The sequence below is a fragment of the Curtobacterium sp. PhB172 genome (genome assembly GCF_003752545.1).
Classification (GTDB): domain Bacteria; phylum Actinomycetota; class Actinomycetes; order Actinomycetales; family Microbacteriaceae; genus Curtobacterium.
Genome location: NZ_RKIF01000008.1, coordinates 479,251 through 494,903, shown reverse-complemented (window position 1 = coordinate 494,903; position 15,653 = coordinate 479,251). Strand labels below are relative to the sequence as shown.

At 69.7% G+C, this 15,653-nt stretch carries 13 protein-coding genes; 3 read left to right on the top strand and 10 right to left on the bottom strand.

The genetic code is table 11. The annotated features are described in order from the left end of the window. The first annotated feature begins 76 nt into the window (after positions 1-76). Entirely contained in the window at positions 77-613 is a 537-nt protein-coding gene (locus EDF42_RS12090; protein ID WP_123672453.1) for a hypothetical protein, read from the top strand. Beyond that, on the top strand, positions 610-1,224 hold the full coding sequence (locus EDF42_RS12085; protein ID WP_123672452.1) for a bifunctional 2-polyprenyl-6-hydroxyphenol methylase/3-demethylubiquinol 3-O-methyltransferase UbiG: 615 nt from the start codon (positions 610-612) through the stop codon (positions 1,222-1,224). Before EDF42_RS12090 ends, EDF42_RS12085 begins: the two co-directional genes overlap by 4 nt. A 28-nt stretch (positions 1,225-1,252) precedes the next feature. On the opposite strand, the gene EDF42_RS12080 is transcribed toward EDF42_RS12085, so the two are convergent. Further along, positions 1,253-1,702, bottom strand: coding sequence for a DUF4279 domain-containing protein (locus EDF42_RS12080; RefSeq protein ID WP_185040921.1), 450 nt, complete (start codon positions 1,700-1,702; stop codon positions 1,253-1,255). A 129-nt stretch (positions 1,703-1,831) separates the two neighbouring features. Here EDF42_RS12080 and EDF42_RS12075 point away from each other — a divergent pair, with 129 nt between their 5' ends. Further along, positions 1,832-2,080 (top strand): hypothetical protein, encoded by a 249-nt coding sequence (locus EDF42_RS12075; protein ID WP_260235419.1) that lies wholly within the window; start codon positions 1,832-1,834, stop codon positions 2,078-2,080. 113 nt (positions 2,081-2,193) lie between these two features. Here EDF42_RS12075 and EDF42_RS12070 read toward each other — a convergent pair whose 3' ends face one another. The 9 genes from EDF42_RS12070 to EDF42_RS12030 all read right to left on the bottom strand — a co-directional run bounded on the left by EDF42_RS12070 (position 2,194) and on the right by EDF42_RS12030 (position 15,546). Beyond that, positions 2,194-3,177 carry a glycoside hydrolase family 16 protein gene (locus EDF42_RS12070; RefSeq protein ID WP_123672450.1) on the bottom strand — a complete coding sequence of 328 codons (984 nt, stop codon included), beginning with the start codon at positions 3,175-3,177 and terminating at the stop codon, positions 2,194-2,196. Between the two features lie 274 nt (positions 3,178-3,451). Then, positions 3,452-4,645: an alpha-hydroxy acid oxidase gene (locus tag EDF42_RS12065; RefSeq protein WP_123672509.1), complete on the bottom strand. Its 1,194-nt coding sequence runs from the start codon at positions 4,643-4,645 to the stop codon at positions 3,452-3,454. Positions 4,646-4,773: 128 nt separating this feature from the next. Then, the gene (locus EDF42_RS12060; RefSeq protein ID WP_123672449.1) at positions 4,774-6,249 is read right to left on the bottom strand and encodes a rhamnulokinase family protein; all 1,476 of its coding nucleotides are present in this window, start codon (positions 6,247-6,249) and stop codon (positions 4,774-4,776) included. A gap of 21 nt (positions 6,250-6,270) precedes the next feature. Next, positions 6,271-8,355, bottom strand: a complete 2,085-nt coding sequence (locus EDF42_RS12055) for a bifunctional aldolase/short-chain dehydrogenase (protein ID WP_123672448.1) — start codon at positions 8,353-8,355, stop codon at positions 6,271-6,273. Positions 8,356-8,359: 4 nt separating this feature from the next. Continuing rightward, positions 8,360-9,532, bottom strand: coding sequence for an L-rhamnose isomerase (gene rhaI, locus EDF42_RS12050; protein ID WP_123291971.1), 1,173 nt, complete (start codon positions 9,530-9,532; stop codon positions 8,360-8,362). 404 nt (positions 9,533-9,936) lie between these two features. Beyond that, positions 9,937-12,243 carry an alpha-L-rhamnosidase gene (locus EDF42_RS12045; protein ID WP_123672447.1) on the bottom strand — a complete coding sequence of 769 codons (2,307 nt, stop codon included), beginning with the start codon at positions 12,241-12,243 and terminating at the stop codon, positions 9,937-9,939. Between the two features lie 120 nt (positions 12,244-12,363). After that, positions 12,364-13,170 (bottom strand): carbohydrate ABC transporter permease, encoded by an 807-nt coding sequence (locus EDF42_RS12040; RefSeq protein WP_235036067.1) that lies wholly within the window; start codon positions 13,168-13,170, stop codon positions 12,364-12,366. An 86-nt stretch (positions 13,171-13,256) separates the two neighbouring features. Next, positions 13,257-14,192, bottom strand: a complete 936-nt coding sequence (locus EDF42_RS12035) for a carbohydrate ABC transporter permease (protein ID WP_243649937.1) — start codon at positions 14,190-14,192, stop codon at positions 13,257-13,259. Between the two features lie 4 nt (positions 14,193-14,196). Further along, positions 14,197-15,546, bottom strand: a complete 1,350-nt coding sequence (locus EDF42_RS12030) for an ABC transporter substrate-binding protein (RefSeq protein ID WP_123672446.1) — start codon at positions 15,544-15,546, stop codon at positions 14,197-14,199. Positions 15,547-15,653 lie beyond the last annotated feature (107 nt).

The window sequence follows — 15,653 nt, the reverse complement described above, 5'->3', positions numbered from 1 at the left end:
GGCTCAGCCGACTCCCGGGCACCGTCGGCATGGTGGAGGAACCGAGGACCACTCGAACATTCGACGAGGAGACACCGTGGACCGCTTTCGACGACTCCCGCTGCCGGCACTGCTGCCCATCGTGTTCGTCCTGGTCGGCGGACTGTACTTCGCCATCGGTCTGGCTTCGAACCCCGACGGTGGCAGTCTGGCCGCTCGCGCGATCGGATCGCTCTTCTACGCCGTCTTGATGACGGTGTTCTTCGGCTTCCTCATCGCCTACCGTCGCCGCCGAGCGGGTGGCACCGAGGGTGCTGCCGCGATCCAGCGAGCGGTGCGCTCCGGAGACCTGCCGGACGACGTCGACCACGTCGTGTGGACCCGCGAGCTCGAGTCGACCCGTAAGCGGTACCGGAACAACCGGGTCATCGTCCCGATCATGGTCGTCGTCTTCGCGGCCTTCTCGGTGTGGGCAGCTCTGACGGTCAGCCCGTTCTGGTGGGCGATCCTGGTGCTGTTCATGGGGATGTGCGCGTACTCCGTCTGGGAGACCCGACGGGCACTGCGGAACATCGACCACCTGCTGGCCACCCTGCGCGGAACCTGGACCGTCCCGCAGTCCAGCAGCCCGTGACCCAGCGCGTCCCGAGTCCGGAGCGGCGCTGGAACCACAACACGCACTTCCACGCCCGGGTGCTCGATGCCGTGCCGGACGGGGGGAACACCGCCCTGGGCGTCGGGACCGGCAACGGTCTGCTCGCCCGTGACCTGTACGACGCGGGGCTCGACGTCACGGCGATCGACCTGAATGGGGACGTCCTGCGGGCCACCCGCAGCGCGAACGCCAACACCGGGATCCACTGGCTGCACGGTGACGTGATGGGACACGACTTCGGTCAGCAGTTCGACGTGGTGGCCTCGGTCGCGACGGTGCACCACCTGCCGGACCTGTCAGCCGGGCTCGCTCGCCTCGCAGACCTCACGGCGCCGGGCGGCACCCTGGTGGTCGTCGGACTCGCGAAGCCCACCCGGCTGCGTGATCACGTGCTCGGGTTGGCGGGTGTCGCGCAGCATCGTTGGTCCTCATGGCGGCGCGGTTACTGGGAGCACTCCGCGCCGACGTGCTGGCCACCACCGCATTCGTACGCCCAGGTCCAGCAAATCGCGCATGCGGTCCTGATGGGGTCCGAGTACCGCCGACACCCGCTGTGGCGGTACGTGATCACGTGGCGCCGGCCGCGCTGACGCACGGGTGAACTGACGGCGCCGGGATTCACCAGACGTCGCGGTACGAGATCTCCATGTGCTCGGTCGACACGGGTGTCAGTTCGAGATCGAGCCCAGCGGCTCCCACCTGGCGCAACACCTCCGCCGGCACAACGAAGGTGTTCTCCTTGTGGTCGGTGATGAGGGACACCGACAGGCTGACCACGTAGCCCTCCTCGCGCAGACGCGCGAAAAGGTCCGCCGCGTTCTCTGGCAACAGCTGCAGGACCCACTGCACACGCCCCCAAGGGTCCTGCCCGTTGTCGGCGCGGATCTCGTCGACGTGAACGACGCTGAACACGTTCCAAATCGATACGTCGAACACGCGGGGCCCCTCACCCTTGAGGTCGCCGATCTCGTACTGTTCGTCGGGCCTGACACCCAGGAGCTGTGTCACGTGCTCCGAAGAGCCCCGCTGGCCATGGATGTTCAGCTCCACCTGGATGTTCTTGATCACTCCGGCAGTGTCCCACTCGGGCTGCGCCGAGATCGCGGCGGGCTCTCCGCGTGGATGCGCCGGACTTCCACCAGCCGTGGTGTGCGCTGAGGATCGGCCAACGGACAGCGCGCACCTACACTCTCCATCGTGAGTAGACGGAGCCCGGGGCCACGCTTCTTCCGACGCCCGAAGCCCTTCGCCGGCGGGGAGGTCTGGATCGTCCAGCACGACGAGTCACCGGACAACACGGTCCTCGGCGTCTTCGCCACAGACGACGAGGCGTACGCCTTCGTGGACACGGTCAAGGACGACTACGAGAACGGCGTGATCTGCTCGAGCTTCTCGATCCCGTACCGGTCCACCGACGGCGCCGTTCGGTATCAGGCCATGGACTGACGTCGACCTCGGTCGGCCTGTCGGCCACCCTGCGAGCGAGGCGCCAGTGAGCAGAAGACGTCGGGTCCCTGGTGGGGACCCGACGTCTTCTGCTCACTCTGTGGGCCGAACGCTCACTCCGTGGTGGAGACCCAGTCGATGAGCAGGTTGCCCTGGTCGCCCCAGTTGCCGACCTGGAACATGAAGCGGTGCGGGGTCGTCGGTACGTCGTGGGTGATCGTGTCGAGGACCTTGCCGTCGACGCTGTAGGTCACCGACTGTCCGGGCACCCAGTCCACCGTGTAGGTGTGCCAGTCGCGCCACGAGACGCCGGTGCCGATCTGGACGCGGTCGGCTTCCTTGCCCGGGGTCATCGAGTGGTGGAAGGCCGAGGGGCTGTCCTCGAAGTTGCCCTCGGGGAAGTCGATCTCGCCGTCGGACCAGGTGCCCGACGTCGGCCACAGCATGAACGCCGCGCCGTTGCCGTCGCCACCGGTCGCCTTGGCGCGGACGGAGAACGAGCCGCCGACGTGGTCCCAGGCTCCGGCGGAGGAGCCGAACGTGCCGGCCGCCCCCGCTCCGGTGCCGAGGGCGACGTCCATCACGCCGTCGTGCACCGAGACGGTCTTGCTCGGCGCGTAGATGCCGGAGGTGCCGTCGGGGTAGGGCTGCCACGACTGCGGGTAGAGCCGCGAGACGAGGCCGGTGACGGCGTCGGTGGTGAAGTCCTCGACGAACGAGGCGGCCGGCGCAGCGGAGGTGTCGGCGACCTCGTCCTGCGGTTCGGCCGCGTCGTCGGCGTCCGACTCCGCGGCTTCGGCGTCGTCGGTGGGCGCAGCCGCCTCGGGTTCCGCGGTCGGGGTGGTGTCCTCGATCGGCGCGGCCTCGGCGGTCGGCGCGGGCGTCTCCGTCGGCGTCGTGTCCGACTCCTCGTCGTCTGACGGGGCCGGGGTCGCAGTGTCCGAGGGGGTGGGGGTGGGGGTCACCGGGGCGTGCTGCCCGTGGCGGTGTCCGCCCCAACCCCACCAGCTGTCAGCGGAGGCGGCGGAGGCGGTGGGGACTCCGAGTGCCAGGCAACCGGCGGTCGCTGCCGCAAGGATCGCGCGACGGCGGCTCATCGGGTGTGCCGTTCGGTGGCGGGGGTGGTGGGCGTGGTGGTCGCGGGGGTCGTGCCGCGCATGGGCGTGCACGTGCTTCGGGTCGAGATGTCGGGCTCCTCGGGGTGCTCGGGCGCAGGATGCGGGGAGGGGACGGCGCGCCAGGGGGCAGGATGCCGAGGGGTTCGGTGACGCGTCCACGGACATCTTGCATCATTTGTGCCCCGTTCGGGGGTAATCGCCCGAATCGGCACCCGAACGCGCGGTGAACGGCGGGCAGCCCGCGCCCGCCGCCTCAGCCGCGCGGCACCGGCTGCAAGCGCTGCAGCTGCGTCACGTGACCGGGCTCGAGCTCGTCGAGCGACGTGACCCCGAGCAGCCGCATCGTGCGCTCGATCTGCTCCGACAGGATCTGGATCATCCGGTCGACACCGGCCTCGCCGCCCGCCATCAGCCCGTACAGGTACGCGCGGCCGACCATGGTGAACTTCGCACCGAGCGCCACGGCGGCGACGATGTCCGCGCCGGACATGATGCCGGTGTCGAGGTGCACCTCGGTGTCCATGCCGACCTCCTTCACCACGGAGGGCAGCAGGTGGAACGGCACGGGTGCCCGGTCGAGCTGGCGTCCGCCGTGGTTCGACAGCGTGATCCCGTCGACGCCCATGTCCGCCAGACGACGGGCGTCGGCCAGGGACTGCACGCCCTTGACGACGACCTTGCCCTTCCACTGGTCGCGGATCCAGGCGAGGTCCTCGTAGGTGACGGTCGGGTCGAACATGTGGTCGAGGAGCTCCCCGACGGTGCCGGACCACCGGTCGAGCGACGCGAACGCCAGCGGCTCGGTGGTCAGGAAGTCGAACCACCACCACGGTCGCGGGATGGCGTTCAGCACGGTCCGGGCGCTCAGCTGCGGCGGGATCGAGAAGCCGTTGCGCTTGTCCCGCAGACGCGCGCCGGCGACGGGCACGTCCACGGTGACGAGCAGCGTGTCGAACCCGGCCTTCTCGGCGCGGGAGACCAGCGCCATCGACTTCTCGCGGTCCTTCCACATGTACAGCTGGAACCAGTTGCGGCCGTTCGGGTTGGCGTCGCGGACGTCTTCGATCGCCGTGGTGCCCATGGTGGAGAGCGAGAACGGGATGCCCGCGCGTCCGGCTGCCCGGGCTCCGGCACGCTCGCCCTCGGTCTGCATCATGCGCGTGAACCCGGTGGGGGCGATGCCGAACGGGTACGCGACCGGCGCACCCAACACCGAGCGCGAGGTGTCCACGGACGACACGTCGCGCAGGATCGCGGGCGTGAACTCGATGTCCTCGAACGCCTGGCGGGCGCGGGCGAGCGAGATCTCGGCCTCGGCGGCGCCCTCGGTGTAGTCGAACGCGGCCTTCGGCGTGCGGCGGGCGGCGATGTCGCGCAGGTCCCAGATCGTCAGGGCCTGTTCGAGGCGCTGACGCCGACCGGGCAGCGAAGGCTTCTTGAACTGCATGAGCGGCGCGAGGTCACGCACCGTCGGCAGCTGCCGCTTGATCGGTGTCCGCCGGGTCGACGGCGCCCCGGGGGTCGCTGCCGGAGCCCCGGTTGCGGGGTCGACTCGGTGCTGGTCGTCGATCGAGGTCATACAGACATCCTACGTCTCGGAGCGGATTGTGGGGAGGTGTGATCGGCCCGCGGGGTGTACCGGACGGGCTCGACGGTGCGGGCGATCGTTGCGCGCAGGGCCTCGAGCGAGGCGCCGCCGAGGCCGCCGAGTCCAGCTGCCCGCGCCTGCACGAGAATGTTGCCGAGTGCCGTCGCCTCGACGGGCCCGGCCAGGACGGGCAGCCCGGTGCGGTCGGCCGTCAGCTGGCAGAGCAGTCGGTTCTGCGATCCGCCACCGACGATGTGCACCTGTCGGACGTCTTTGCCCGTGATGGTGCTGATCGTCGCGAGTGTCTCGGCGTACGCGGCGGCGAGCGACTCGAGGATCGAGCGCACGAAATCGGCCCGCGACGCGGGCGCGCTCAGCCCGTGGTCGCCGCACCAGGCGGCGATGCGCGCGGGCATGTCGCCAGGCGCCGTGAACGACTCGTCGGCGGGGTCGAAGACGGGGACCGGGGCCGTGACGGCCGCGGCGGAGGCGAGCAGGGCCTCCAGGTCGAGCGAAGCGCCGTCACGCTCCCAGGTGCGGACGCTCTCGGACAGCAACCACAGTCCGGACACGTTCTTCAGGAACCGGACGCGGCCGTCGACCCCGCCTTCGTTCGTGCAGTTCGCGTCGCGCGCCGCGTCCGACAGGACGGGTGCGTCGAGCTCGACGCCGACGAGGGACCACGTGCCGGAGGAGATGTACGCGAAGTCCGGTTCGGTCGCGGGGACCGCGACGACGGCGGAGGCCGTGTCGTGCGAGCCGACGAGCGTGACGGGTGCCTGCCCGCCGACGGCGTCGGCGACGGACGGCAACAGGGGCCCGAGTCGGTCGCCCGGGTCACGCAGGGTGGGCAGGAGGCAGGCCGGGAGGCCCGCAGCAGCCCGCAACGCCGGGTCCCACCCGCGGGTCGTCGCGTTCAGGACGCCGGTCGTCGACGCGTTCGTACGCTCGGCCGCCTCGACACCGGTGAGCCAGTAGCCGAGCAGGTCGGGGACGAGCAGCGCCCGCTGCGCGAGCTGCAGCGACGGGTCGGCCGCGAACTGGAACACCGTGTTGAAGGCCAGGTGCTGCAGACCGTTCCGGGCGTACAGCTCGGCAGCGTCCATCCGTCGGTGCACACGGTCGACGCCGCCCTCGTGCCGCTCGTCGCGGTAGTGGTACGGCAGGCCGAGCAGCCGACCGTCGCGCAGCAGACCGTAGTCGACCGCCCACGAGTCGATGCCGATGCTGACGATCGCCGGGTGCATGGCGAACGCCTGACGGAGGCCGTCGGTCACCTGTCGGTGGAGCTCGACGACGTCCCAGTGCAGGGCCTCGTGGTCGTGCTCGTGCAGGGTCACGGGGCCGTTCGGGAACCGGGCGACGTGCTCCATCCGGACGCCGTCGGTGTCGACGTGCCCGAGGATCACCCGGCCGCTGGTGGCCCCGAGGTCGACGGCGGCGACGGTACCGCTGTTCGTCATGTCGCTACCTCTCGTGGGACATCAGCGGAGGAACGCCGCGGCGACACCCGCGTCGACGGGCACGTGCAACCCGGTCGTGTGCGAGAAGTCGTCGGTGCAGATGGCGTAGACGGCGTTCGCGACGTTCTCCGGCACGACCTCGCGCTTGAGGATCGTGCGCTGGGCGTAGAACGCGCCGAGGTCCTGCTCCTCGATGCCGTAGGTCTTCGCGCGGTTCGCTCCCCAGCCGCTCGCGAAGATCCCCGAGCCACGGACGACGCCGTCGGGGTTGATCCCGTTGACGCGGACGCCGTGCTCACCGAGCTCCGCCGCCAACAACCGGACCTGGTGCGCCTGGTCGGCCTTGGTCGCCGAGTACGCGATGTTGTTCGGACCGGCGAACACCGAGTTCTTCGACGAGATGTACACGATGTCGCCGCCGAGGCCCTGCTCGATGAGGACCTTCGCCGCCGCCTTCGACACCAGGAACGACCCCTTCGCCATGACGTCGTGCTGCAGGTCCCAGTCCTGTTCGGTGGTCTCGAGCAGGCTCTTGCTGAGCGACAGTCCGGCGTTGTTGACGACGAGGTCGAGGCCGCCGAAGTGCAGGAGCGTCTGCTGGACCGCTTGGTCGATCGCGCCGGCGTCCGTCACGTTCGCCGCGACACCGATCGCCCGGTCCGGGCCACCGACCTCGGCTGCCGCTTCCTGCGCCTTCGTCAGGTCGAGGTCGGCGATGACGACCGCGGCGCCCTCGGCGGCCAGGCGCTTCGCGATCGCCTTGCCGATGCCGCTGGCGGCGCCGGTGACCAGGGCGATGCGGGTGGCGAGCTTCTTGGGGGCCGGCATCCGCTGCAGCTTCGCCTCTTCGAGGGCCCAGTACTCGATGCGGAACTTCTCGGCCTCGTCGATGGGGGCGTAGGTGCTCAGCGACTCGGCGCCGCGCATGACGTTGATCGCGTTGACGTAGAACTCCCCGGCGACGCGGGCGGTCTGGGCGTCCTTGCCGTACGAGAACATCCCGACGCCGGGCACCAGCACGATGAGCGGGTCGGCGCCGCGGATCGCGGGGGAGTCCGGGTTCGCGTGGCGGTCGTAGTAGGCCTGGTAGTCCGCGCGGTACTGCTCGTGGAGTTCGTGCAGGCGGGCGGTCTGCTCGTCGACGCTCGCGGTGGCGGGAAGGTCGAGGATGAGGGGCTTCACCTTGGTGCGCAGGAAGTGGTCGGGGCAGCTCGTGCCGAGCGCGGCGAGCTCCTCGGCGCGCGACGACGCCAGGAAGTCGAGCACGACGTCACTGTCGGTGAAGTGACCCACCACCGGCTTGTCGTGGCCGGCGATGCCGCGGATCGTCGGGGCGAGGGCGGCGGCGCGTGCATGGCGTTCGTCGGTCGGCAGCGCCTCGAACCCTGCTCGGGTCTCGCCGAACGGGTCGGCCTTCCCGTGCTCCGCGATGTACTGCTCGGCGGTGTCGATGATCCAGCGCGAGTTCGCCTCGGCCTCCTCGCTCGTCCCGCCCCAGGCCGTGATGCCGTGGCCGCCGAGGATCGTGCCGATCGCCTGGGGGTTGTCCAGCTTGATCGCGGCGATGTCGAGCCCGAGCTGGAACCCGGGTCGGCGCCACGGCACCCACACCACCGCGCCGCCGAAGATCGTCGACGTCAGGGCTGGTCCGTCCGCCGCCGTTGCGATGGCGATGCCGGCGTCCGGGTGCAGGTGGTCGACGTGCGCGGCGTCGACGAGGGCGTGCATCGCCGTGTCGATCGACGGTGCCGCACCACCCTTGCCGTGCAGCGTGTAGTCGAACGCTGCGACCATCTCGTCCTCGCGCTCCACCCCCGGGTAGACGTCCTGGAGTGCGCGGACCCGGTCCACCCGGAGCACTGCGAGGCCCGCCGGGGTGAGGGTGCCGAGGTCGCCCCCGGAGCCCTTCACCCAGAGCAGCTCCACCGGCTCGCCCGTGACCGGGTCGGTGTCGGTGCCCTTCGCCGAGGTGTTCCCGCCGGCGTAGTTCGTGATCCGCGGATCCGAGCCGAGCGCGTTCGAGCGCGCGATGAGCGCACTGATCGTGGTGTCTGCATCCGTGAGGTGCGTTGCGGGGTCCACCCGAGCCTCCAGTCCTGTGGTCATCTGTCTACGCGCCCCAACCGGCCTGGACGCCGCCGACGCGGTCCTCGGCGATCGATTGCTGGTACCCGGAGTCCAGGTACGCGCGCATCGGGTTCGCCGGCAGACCGCGGGATTCGCGCCACGCGGCGAGGTCCGCCCGGACGTCGGTCTGGTACGCGTCCATGAAGACCTCGTTCGCGCCGAGGACGTCGTGGGCCTCCTGCGCCGCGGTCAGGGCCACGCGGTCGAGGAGCAGCGCCCGGGCCGTCATCTCCTGCACGTTGAGCACGGAGCGGATCTGACCGGGGATCTTGTCCTCGATGTTGTGGCACTGGTCGAGCATGAACGCGACGTCGTGGTTGTCGTAGCCGCCGCCTCGGATGACCTCGACCAGGATGCGGAACAGCTGGAACGGGTCCGCTGCGCCCACGATCAGGTCGTCGTCGGCGTAGAACCGCGAGTTGAAGTCGAAGCTGCCGAGCTTGCCGAGGCGCAGGAGCTGCATCACGATGAACTCGATGTTCGTGCCGGGGGCGTGGTGGCCGGTGTCGAGGCAGACCATCGCCTTGTCGCCGAGCGCGGCCGTCTGCACGTAGCTCGTGCCCCAGTCCGGAACGTCGGTGTGGTAGAACGACGGCTCGAAGAACTTGTACTCGAGCACCAGGCGCTGGTCGGCACCGAGGCGGTCGTAGATCGTGCTGAGCGACTCGTGCAGGCGGTCCTGGCGGGAGCGCATGTCCTCCTGCCCGGGGTAGTTCGAGCCCTCGGCGAGCCAGATCTTGAGGTCGCGGCTGCCGGTGGCGTCCATCACGTCGATGCAGCGCAGGTGGTGGTCGATCGCCTTCTGCCGGATCGTCTCGTCGACGTGGGTCAGGGCGCCGAACTTGTAGTCGTCGTCCTGGAAGGTGTTCGAGTTCACGGTGCCGAGCGACACCCCGTGCTCTTCGGCGTGCCGCTTGAGGTCGCTGAAGTCGTCGACGAGGTCCCACGGGATGTGCAGTGCCACGGTCGGTGCGAGCCCCGTGTACTTGTGCACCTGGGCGGCGTCGGCGATCTTCTCGTACGGGTCGCGCGGGGTGCCGGGCGTGCTGAACACCTTGAAGCGGGTGCCGGAGTTACCGAAGGCCCAGCTGGGCAGCTCGATCTGCTGTCGTGCGAGCTGGTCGGCGATGCCGGTGAAGGTCGGGGTCGATGTCATCGTGTCACTTCCTCGTGTGCGATTGAATCGTTTCATACAGTACGGGTCGCGGCGGGCTGCCGCAACCGTGTGGGGTGGTGCTGCGTCGCGCGCCCCGTTGCGGTCTTCGCGCCCCGGAGAGTCGGGGCGCGATGCGCGCACGGGGGCGCGACACGGGACGGGCGGGGCGCGATGCGCGCACGGGGGCGCGACACGGGACGGGCGCGGGACGGGCGCAGGACGGGCGCGGGGCGGGGGACGGGCGCGCTGGCGGGCTGCGCGCCCCGTTGCGGTCTTCGCGCCCCGAAGAGTCGGGGCGCGAAGACCGCCCGGGGGCGCGACGCCGGGCGAGCGCCGTCAGGCGTCCCACGCGCCCACGCGCCCACGCGCCCACCGTGACCGGCCCATCTTCCGCGCTCCCCCTGCTACGCCGCGGGGACCGCAGCCGGCGTGCGCAGCTCGTGCGAGCCGGCGCCGAGCCGCTGCTCCGCTGCACCAGGCAAGCGCACCACTGCGGTGACGCCCTCCGGCACCTGTGCACGGACGAGCAGTTCGCCGTCGACGAGCTCCCACCGCACCGCGATGTGCCCGTGCACGGAGTCGAGCGACGTCGACGCCCACGTCAGGCCGCCGCCCGGCTGCGGCGCGATGAGCACGGAGGAGTACCCCGGCTCGAGCGCCGACAGACCGCCGACCACCCGGTGCATCCAGTCCGCCACGGCACCGAGTGCGTAGTGGTTGAACGAGGTCATCTCACCCGGGTTGATGGTGCCGTCCGGCAGCATCGAGTCCCAGCGCTCCCAGACCGTCGTCGCACCCATCGTCACCGGGTACAGCCACGACGGGCACTCCGTCTGCAGCAGCAGCCGGTACGCGTCGTCGAGGTGGCCGGTCTGCGTCAGCGCGTCGGTGATGAACGGCGTGCCCGCGAAGCCCGTCGAGATCCGGTACCCGGACTGCTCGGCCAGCTCCGCCAGGCGGTCGCCCGCACGGCGCTCGTCGTCCTCGTCGAGGATACCGAACACGATCGCGAGCGCGTAGACGGTGGTGCAGTCGCTCCGGATGCGGCCGTCGGTCACGTAGTGCTGACGGAACGCGGCCTGGAGGCCCGTGGCGAGCTCCTCGGCCTCCGTCGCCTCCGCCTCGTGGCCCGTCAACCGCGCCGCCTGCGCCACCAGGGTCGCGCTGCGGTACGCGCACGCCGTCGCGACGACGCCCGGGTCGGCCTTCGCCTTGGCGGCGTCCTCCGGCGGGGCGTCCGGGTCGAGCCAGTCGCCGAACTGGAAGACGGTGTCCCACAGGCCCTCGGGGGACAGGTGGCCCTTGATCCGGCGGAGGTGCGCCGTCATCGAGTCGAGCTGCTCCTCGAGCACCGCGGTGTCGCCGTAGGCCTGGTACAGGGTCCACGGCACCCAGACGCCGGCGTCCGACCAGATGGCGGTGGCGTCGGGGGTGCCGAAGTCCTCAGCGGGGGAGTACTTGAGCACGTCCGGCACCACGAACGGGATGACACCGTCGGCGTGCTGCTGCTCGAGCCACACGTCGCGGAGCCAGTCGCCCAGGAACGCGCGGGTGTCGAACAGGTAGGACGCCGTCGGCGCGAACGCCGCGATGTCGCCCGTCCACCCGAGGCGCTCGTCGCGCTGCGGGCAGTCGGTCGGGACGCTCAGGAAGTTGCCCTGCATGCCCCGGATGACGTTGTCGTGGAACGTGTTGAGCAGCTCGTGGCTGGACTCGAACGTGCCCGTCCGGGTCAGGTCGGAGCCGACCTGCACCGCGGTGACGGCCGATCGGAGTTCGTCGAGCGTGCCGGTCCAGCCGTCGACCTGGGCGTACCGGAAGCCGTGGAAGGTGAAGCGGGGCTCGAAGTGGTCCTCGCTGCCGCTCAGGGTGAAGTTGTCCGTCGCCTTCGCGGTGCGCAGCGGGCGGGTGCCGAGCTCGTCGTGTTCGAGCACCTCGGCGTGCTTCAGGGTCAGCACCGTGCCCGCGGGCCCAGAGGCGACCACGCGGAGCCAGCCCACCAGGTTGACCCCGAAGTCGATCAGCGTCGCGCCGGACGGACTCGTCCAGACCTCGACGGGGGCGATCTCGGCGAGGGGCCGGACCGGCGGCACGGTGTCGGCGACGAGTTCGCGCTCGCCGATGTCGACGGTGCGCACGGCGCTGGTGCGTCCCTCGTGTCCGTCGACGCTCGGTGTGGTGACCTCGCCGGGCGTCAGGAAGGAGGCGTCGCGGAGCCGGGCGTCGATGTCCTCGCCGTCGTACAGCTGGTCGGCGGTGATCGCGCTGGACAGGGCCTGCCAGTCCGTGTCGGTGGCGACCAGCTGTTCGTGGCCGTCGGCGAAGGTGATGCGGAGCTCGGCGAACCCGGCGGCCTCGTCGGCGTACCAGCCGCCGCCACCACCCCAGGCGAGCCGACCGGCGGCCCAGCCCTTGCCGAGCACGAGTGCCAGCACGGCGGCACTGCTCGCGGCCGTCTCGGTCAGGTGCGCCGTGACGTCGTGCGAGACGACGCGGATGCGCCACTCGTAGCTCGTCCACCCCGGTTCGAGCAGGTGGTCGGAGACGCGTTCGCCACCGAGCCACGCCTCGACGACGCCGAGGGCGCTGACGTCGAGGGTCGCTCCGGTGACCGCGCCGTGGCCGTCGTCGAGGGTGAACTCACGGCGCAGGATCGGTGCGCTCCCGAGGTCGGCGTCGCTCGTGATGAACGGTGCTGTCCAGGCGGTCATGTGGTGTGTCCTTTCACGCGACCGGTCGTCGTCGACCGGTGCGGGGGTCCGGGGCCCGGCCGCCCGCCCGGGTGGGCGGTGCGGCGGAGGCGGGTCGCGCCTCCAGGCCGGGGTCGGGCGTCAGCCCTTGACGGCGCCGCTGGTCATGCCGGCGACGATCTGGCGGTTGAAGAAGATGTAGAGGATCAGCGGCGGGATCGTGATGAGCAGGACGTCGGTGAACAGCAGGTTGAGCTGGCTGACCGACTGGCTCTGGAACGAGTAGAGCGTCTGCTGCACCGTGGCGTTCTCGGACCCCGGCAGGAAGTACAGCGGGTTCGTGAAGTCGTTGAACACCGTGACGGACTGCACGAGCACGACCGTGATGATGACCGGCTTGAGCAGCGGCAGTACGACGCCGAAGAACAGACGGATCGGTCCGGCGCCGTCGAGGACGGCTGCCTCGTCGAGCTCCTTCGGGATCGTCGCCACGAACGCCCGGAAGAGCAGGATGCAGAACGACAGGCCGAAGGTCGCCTCGATGAGGATCATCCCGCCCATGGTCTTGAACAGGTTGAGCCCCTGCAGCACCCAGATCGTCGGGACGATCGCGGGCGGGACGATGAGGCCCGCCAGGACGAAGAAGTTGATCACGCCGTTCCACTTGCTCGGACGACGCTGCAGCACGTACCCGACCATCGCGGAGAACACGACCATCACGATCACGCTGCCCACGGTCAGGACCGCACTGTTCAGGAACGCGCGGACGATCACGCCGTCACCGGATCCGAACACGGCCTGCAGGTTCTGCCAGAGCTGCCACTCGGTCGGCAGGCTGAAGCCGAGCTGGTTCGCCTCGGCCGGGTTCTTCATGGCTTGCAGCAGGACGAAGACGAACGGCACCAGGAACACCACGAAGCTGACGACGATGGCGATCGAGCCGATGATCCACCGGCGGGTCCGGCCCGGGTGGCGGTTCTGGCTCGCCGGCGTCGGCGCACGGCCGGCGGTCCGGCGGGGGCTGGTGACGGCGGTCACAGGTCCGCCTCCTTGCGGTTGAGGAGCCACGAGATCGGGACCATGATCGCCGTGACGACCACGAACAGGACCACGTTGCCGGCGGTCGACAGGCCGTAGAACCCGGCCTGGTACTGCTTGTAGATGACGCTCGCGATGACGTCACTGGTGAACCCTGGCCCACCGCCGGTCATCGCCCAGATGAGGTCGAAGGACCGCAGCCCGCCGATCAGCGACAGGATGATGACGGTGCCCATCGCGGGACGCGACAGCGGCAGGGTGATGTTCCGGAAGATCGACCACGCGCTCGCGCCGTCGACCCGTGCGGCCTCGAAGTACTCCTGCGGGATCGCCACGATGCCGGCGATGAAGATGAGCGTCGCGATGCCGACGCCCTTCCAGACGTCCACCGCGGCGACGCTCCACAGGGCGAGTGCCGGGTCGGTCAGCCACCCCGGAGTGGGGAGGCCGACCGAGCCGAGGACGCCGTTGATGATCCCGTGGAACGGGTCCATCAGCGCCTTGAACGTGATGCCGATGCCGATCGTCGACACGAGCACCGGGAAGAACACGACCGCCCGCAGGTAGCCGCGCCCCAGCACGGGCGACGTGAGGAGCAGGGCGAGGGCGAGTCCGATGACCACCTTCGCCGCGCTCGTCACGAAGCCGTACTGGAACGTGTGCACGAACCCGGAGACGAGCTGCGGGTCCTGGAAGAACCGGACGAAGTTGTCGAAACCGATGAAGGTCTGGTCGAACAGCGTCCAGCGGGTGAGGGAGAAGTAGAACCCGGCGAAGGTCGGGACCGCGAAGAACACGACGTACAGCGCGATCGCGGGGATGAAGAACCACGCGGGGTAGAACGAGCGCATCCGCTTGCGCGCGGGACCGGTCCCGCCGGAACCCGCTCGGGTCTTCGCCGGCTCGAGTGCCGTCGTGAGTGTCGCGGTCACCGTGTCACCAGCCCTTGATGCCGAGCTGCTGGGCCTGCTGGACGACGTCGTCGTCGTACTGGTCAGCACCCTTGGCCGCGTTGGTGATGCCGGAGCCGACCTGCACGCAGATCTTCTCGAGGTTCGGGCCCTTGATCGGGGACAGGAACTCGAGCGCCGGGCTCGCCTTGCCGTCGTCCAGGTACTTCTGCAGGTCGTCGATCATCGGGGGCACGTCGTCCGGCAGCGAGCAGGTCGAGATGACGTACGGGCCACCGGGCGTTCCGGTGTCGTTCTGCACCTTGCAGCCGTCGGCCGAGTTCGCGAAGGCGATGAACTTCTTCGCGGCGGCGAGCTCGTCACCCTCGGTGGTCTTCGGGATGTACAGGCCGTTCGGTTCCCAGATGGTCAGGTTCGTGTCGTCGGCGTCCTCGGCCGGCAGCGCGAAGGCTCCGATGTCCGCGACCGCGTCGGGGCTGTCCTGCTGCAGGGTCGAGATCGCGTTCGTCAGCATCGGGTACTGCGCCCCCGTGCCGTCGGCGAGCATCTTCAGGCCGTTCGCCTGCGTGGCCGAGGCGTAGTCCTCGTTGTAGAGGTCCTTGTCCTTGCCCTCGGCGAGGTGGTCGAAGCCGGCGAGTGCGGGTTCCTTGGCGTAGGACTCCTTGTTGGCGGTGTAGTTCTCCGCCCAGTCCTTCTGCTGCGCCGTGATGTTGGCGAAGTCGCCGAGCACGAACAGCTGGCTGGTCCAGGTGTCGCCGTACGTCTGGATGATCGGGGCGACCTTGCCGGCGTCCTTGATCTTCTCGCTGTTGCTGATGAACTCGTCCCACGTGGTGGGGACGCTGAGACCGAGGTCGGCGTAGACCTTTTTGTTGTACATGACGCCGCCGCCGAAGCTCGTGCCGAACGGAGCGCCGTAGACGCCCTTGTCGGTGCTGACGACCTTGGTGAACTGCTCGTCGACGTCCTTCGTCCAGCTCTCGTCGGACAGGTCCACCAGAGTGTTGTCCGGGTTGAGGGCCTGCATGAGCGAACCGGAGTTGTAGTTGAAGACGTCGGCCATCTCGCCGGTCGACAGCTGGGTCTTCACCAGGTTGTCGCCGTCGGTGCCCTGCGGGCGGGTGTCGAACTTGACCGTGATGTCGGGGTTGGCCTTCTCGAACGCCTCGATGAGCGGCTTCGCGGTGGCTGCGGTCGCGGGTGAGTTGTCGGCCTGGTAGGTGATCTGCACCTTGCCGCCGCCTTCGTCGGCGGAACCGCCGGACGAACACGCCGCGAGCCCGCCGATCAGGACCGTGGCGCCGCCGATGGCGACGAGCCGTTTGACGACGGCGCGCTTGGTGAGCGTCCTCGTGGTCAGGGAACGAGCTGACATTCCTTACCTCCTCGTAAGGCCCGGGGCGGGGTACCCCGGGTGAAACGGACCCGGATCCCGCGTCGTCGTGGGCTCCGGTTGCTGCTGTTTAGAACGTTTCAATCAGG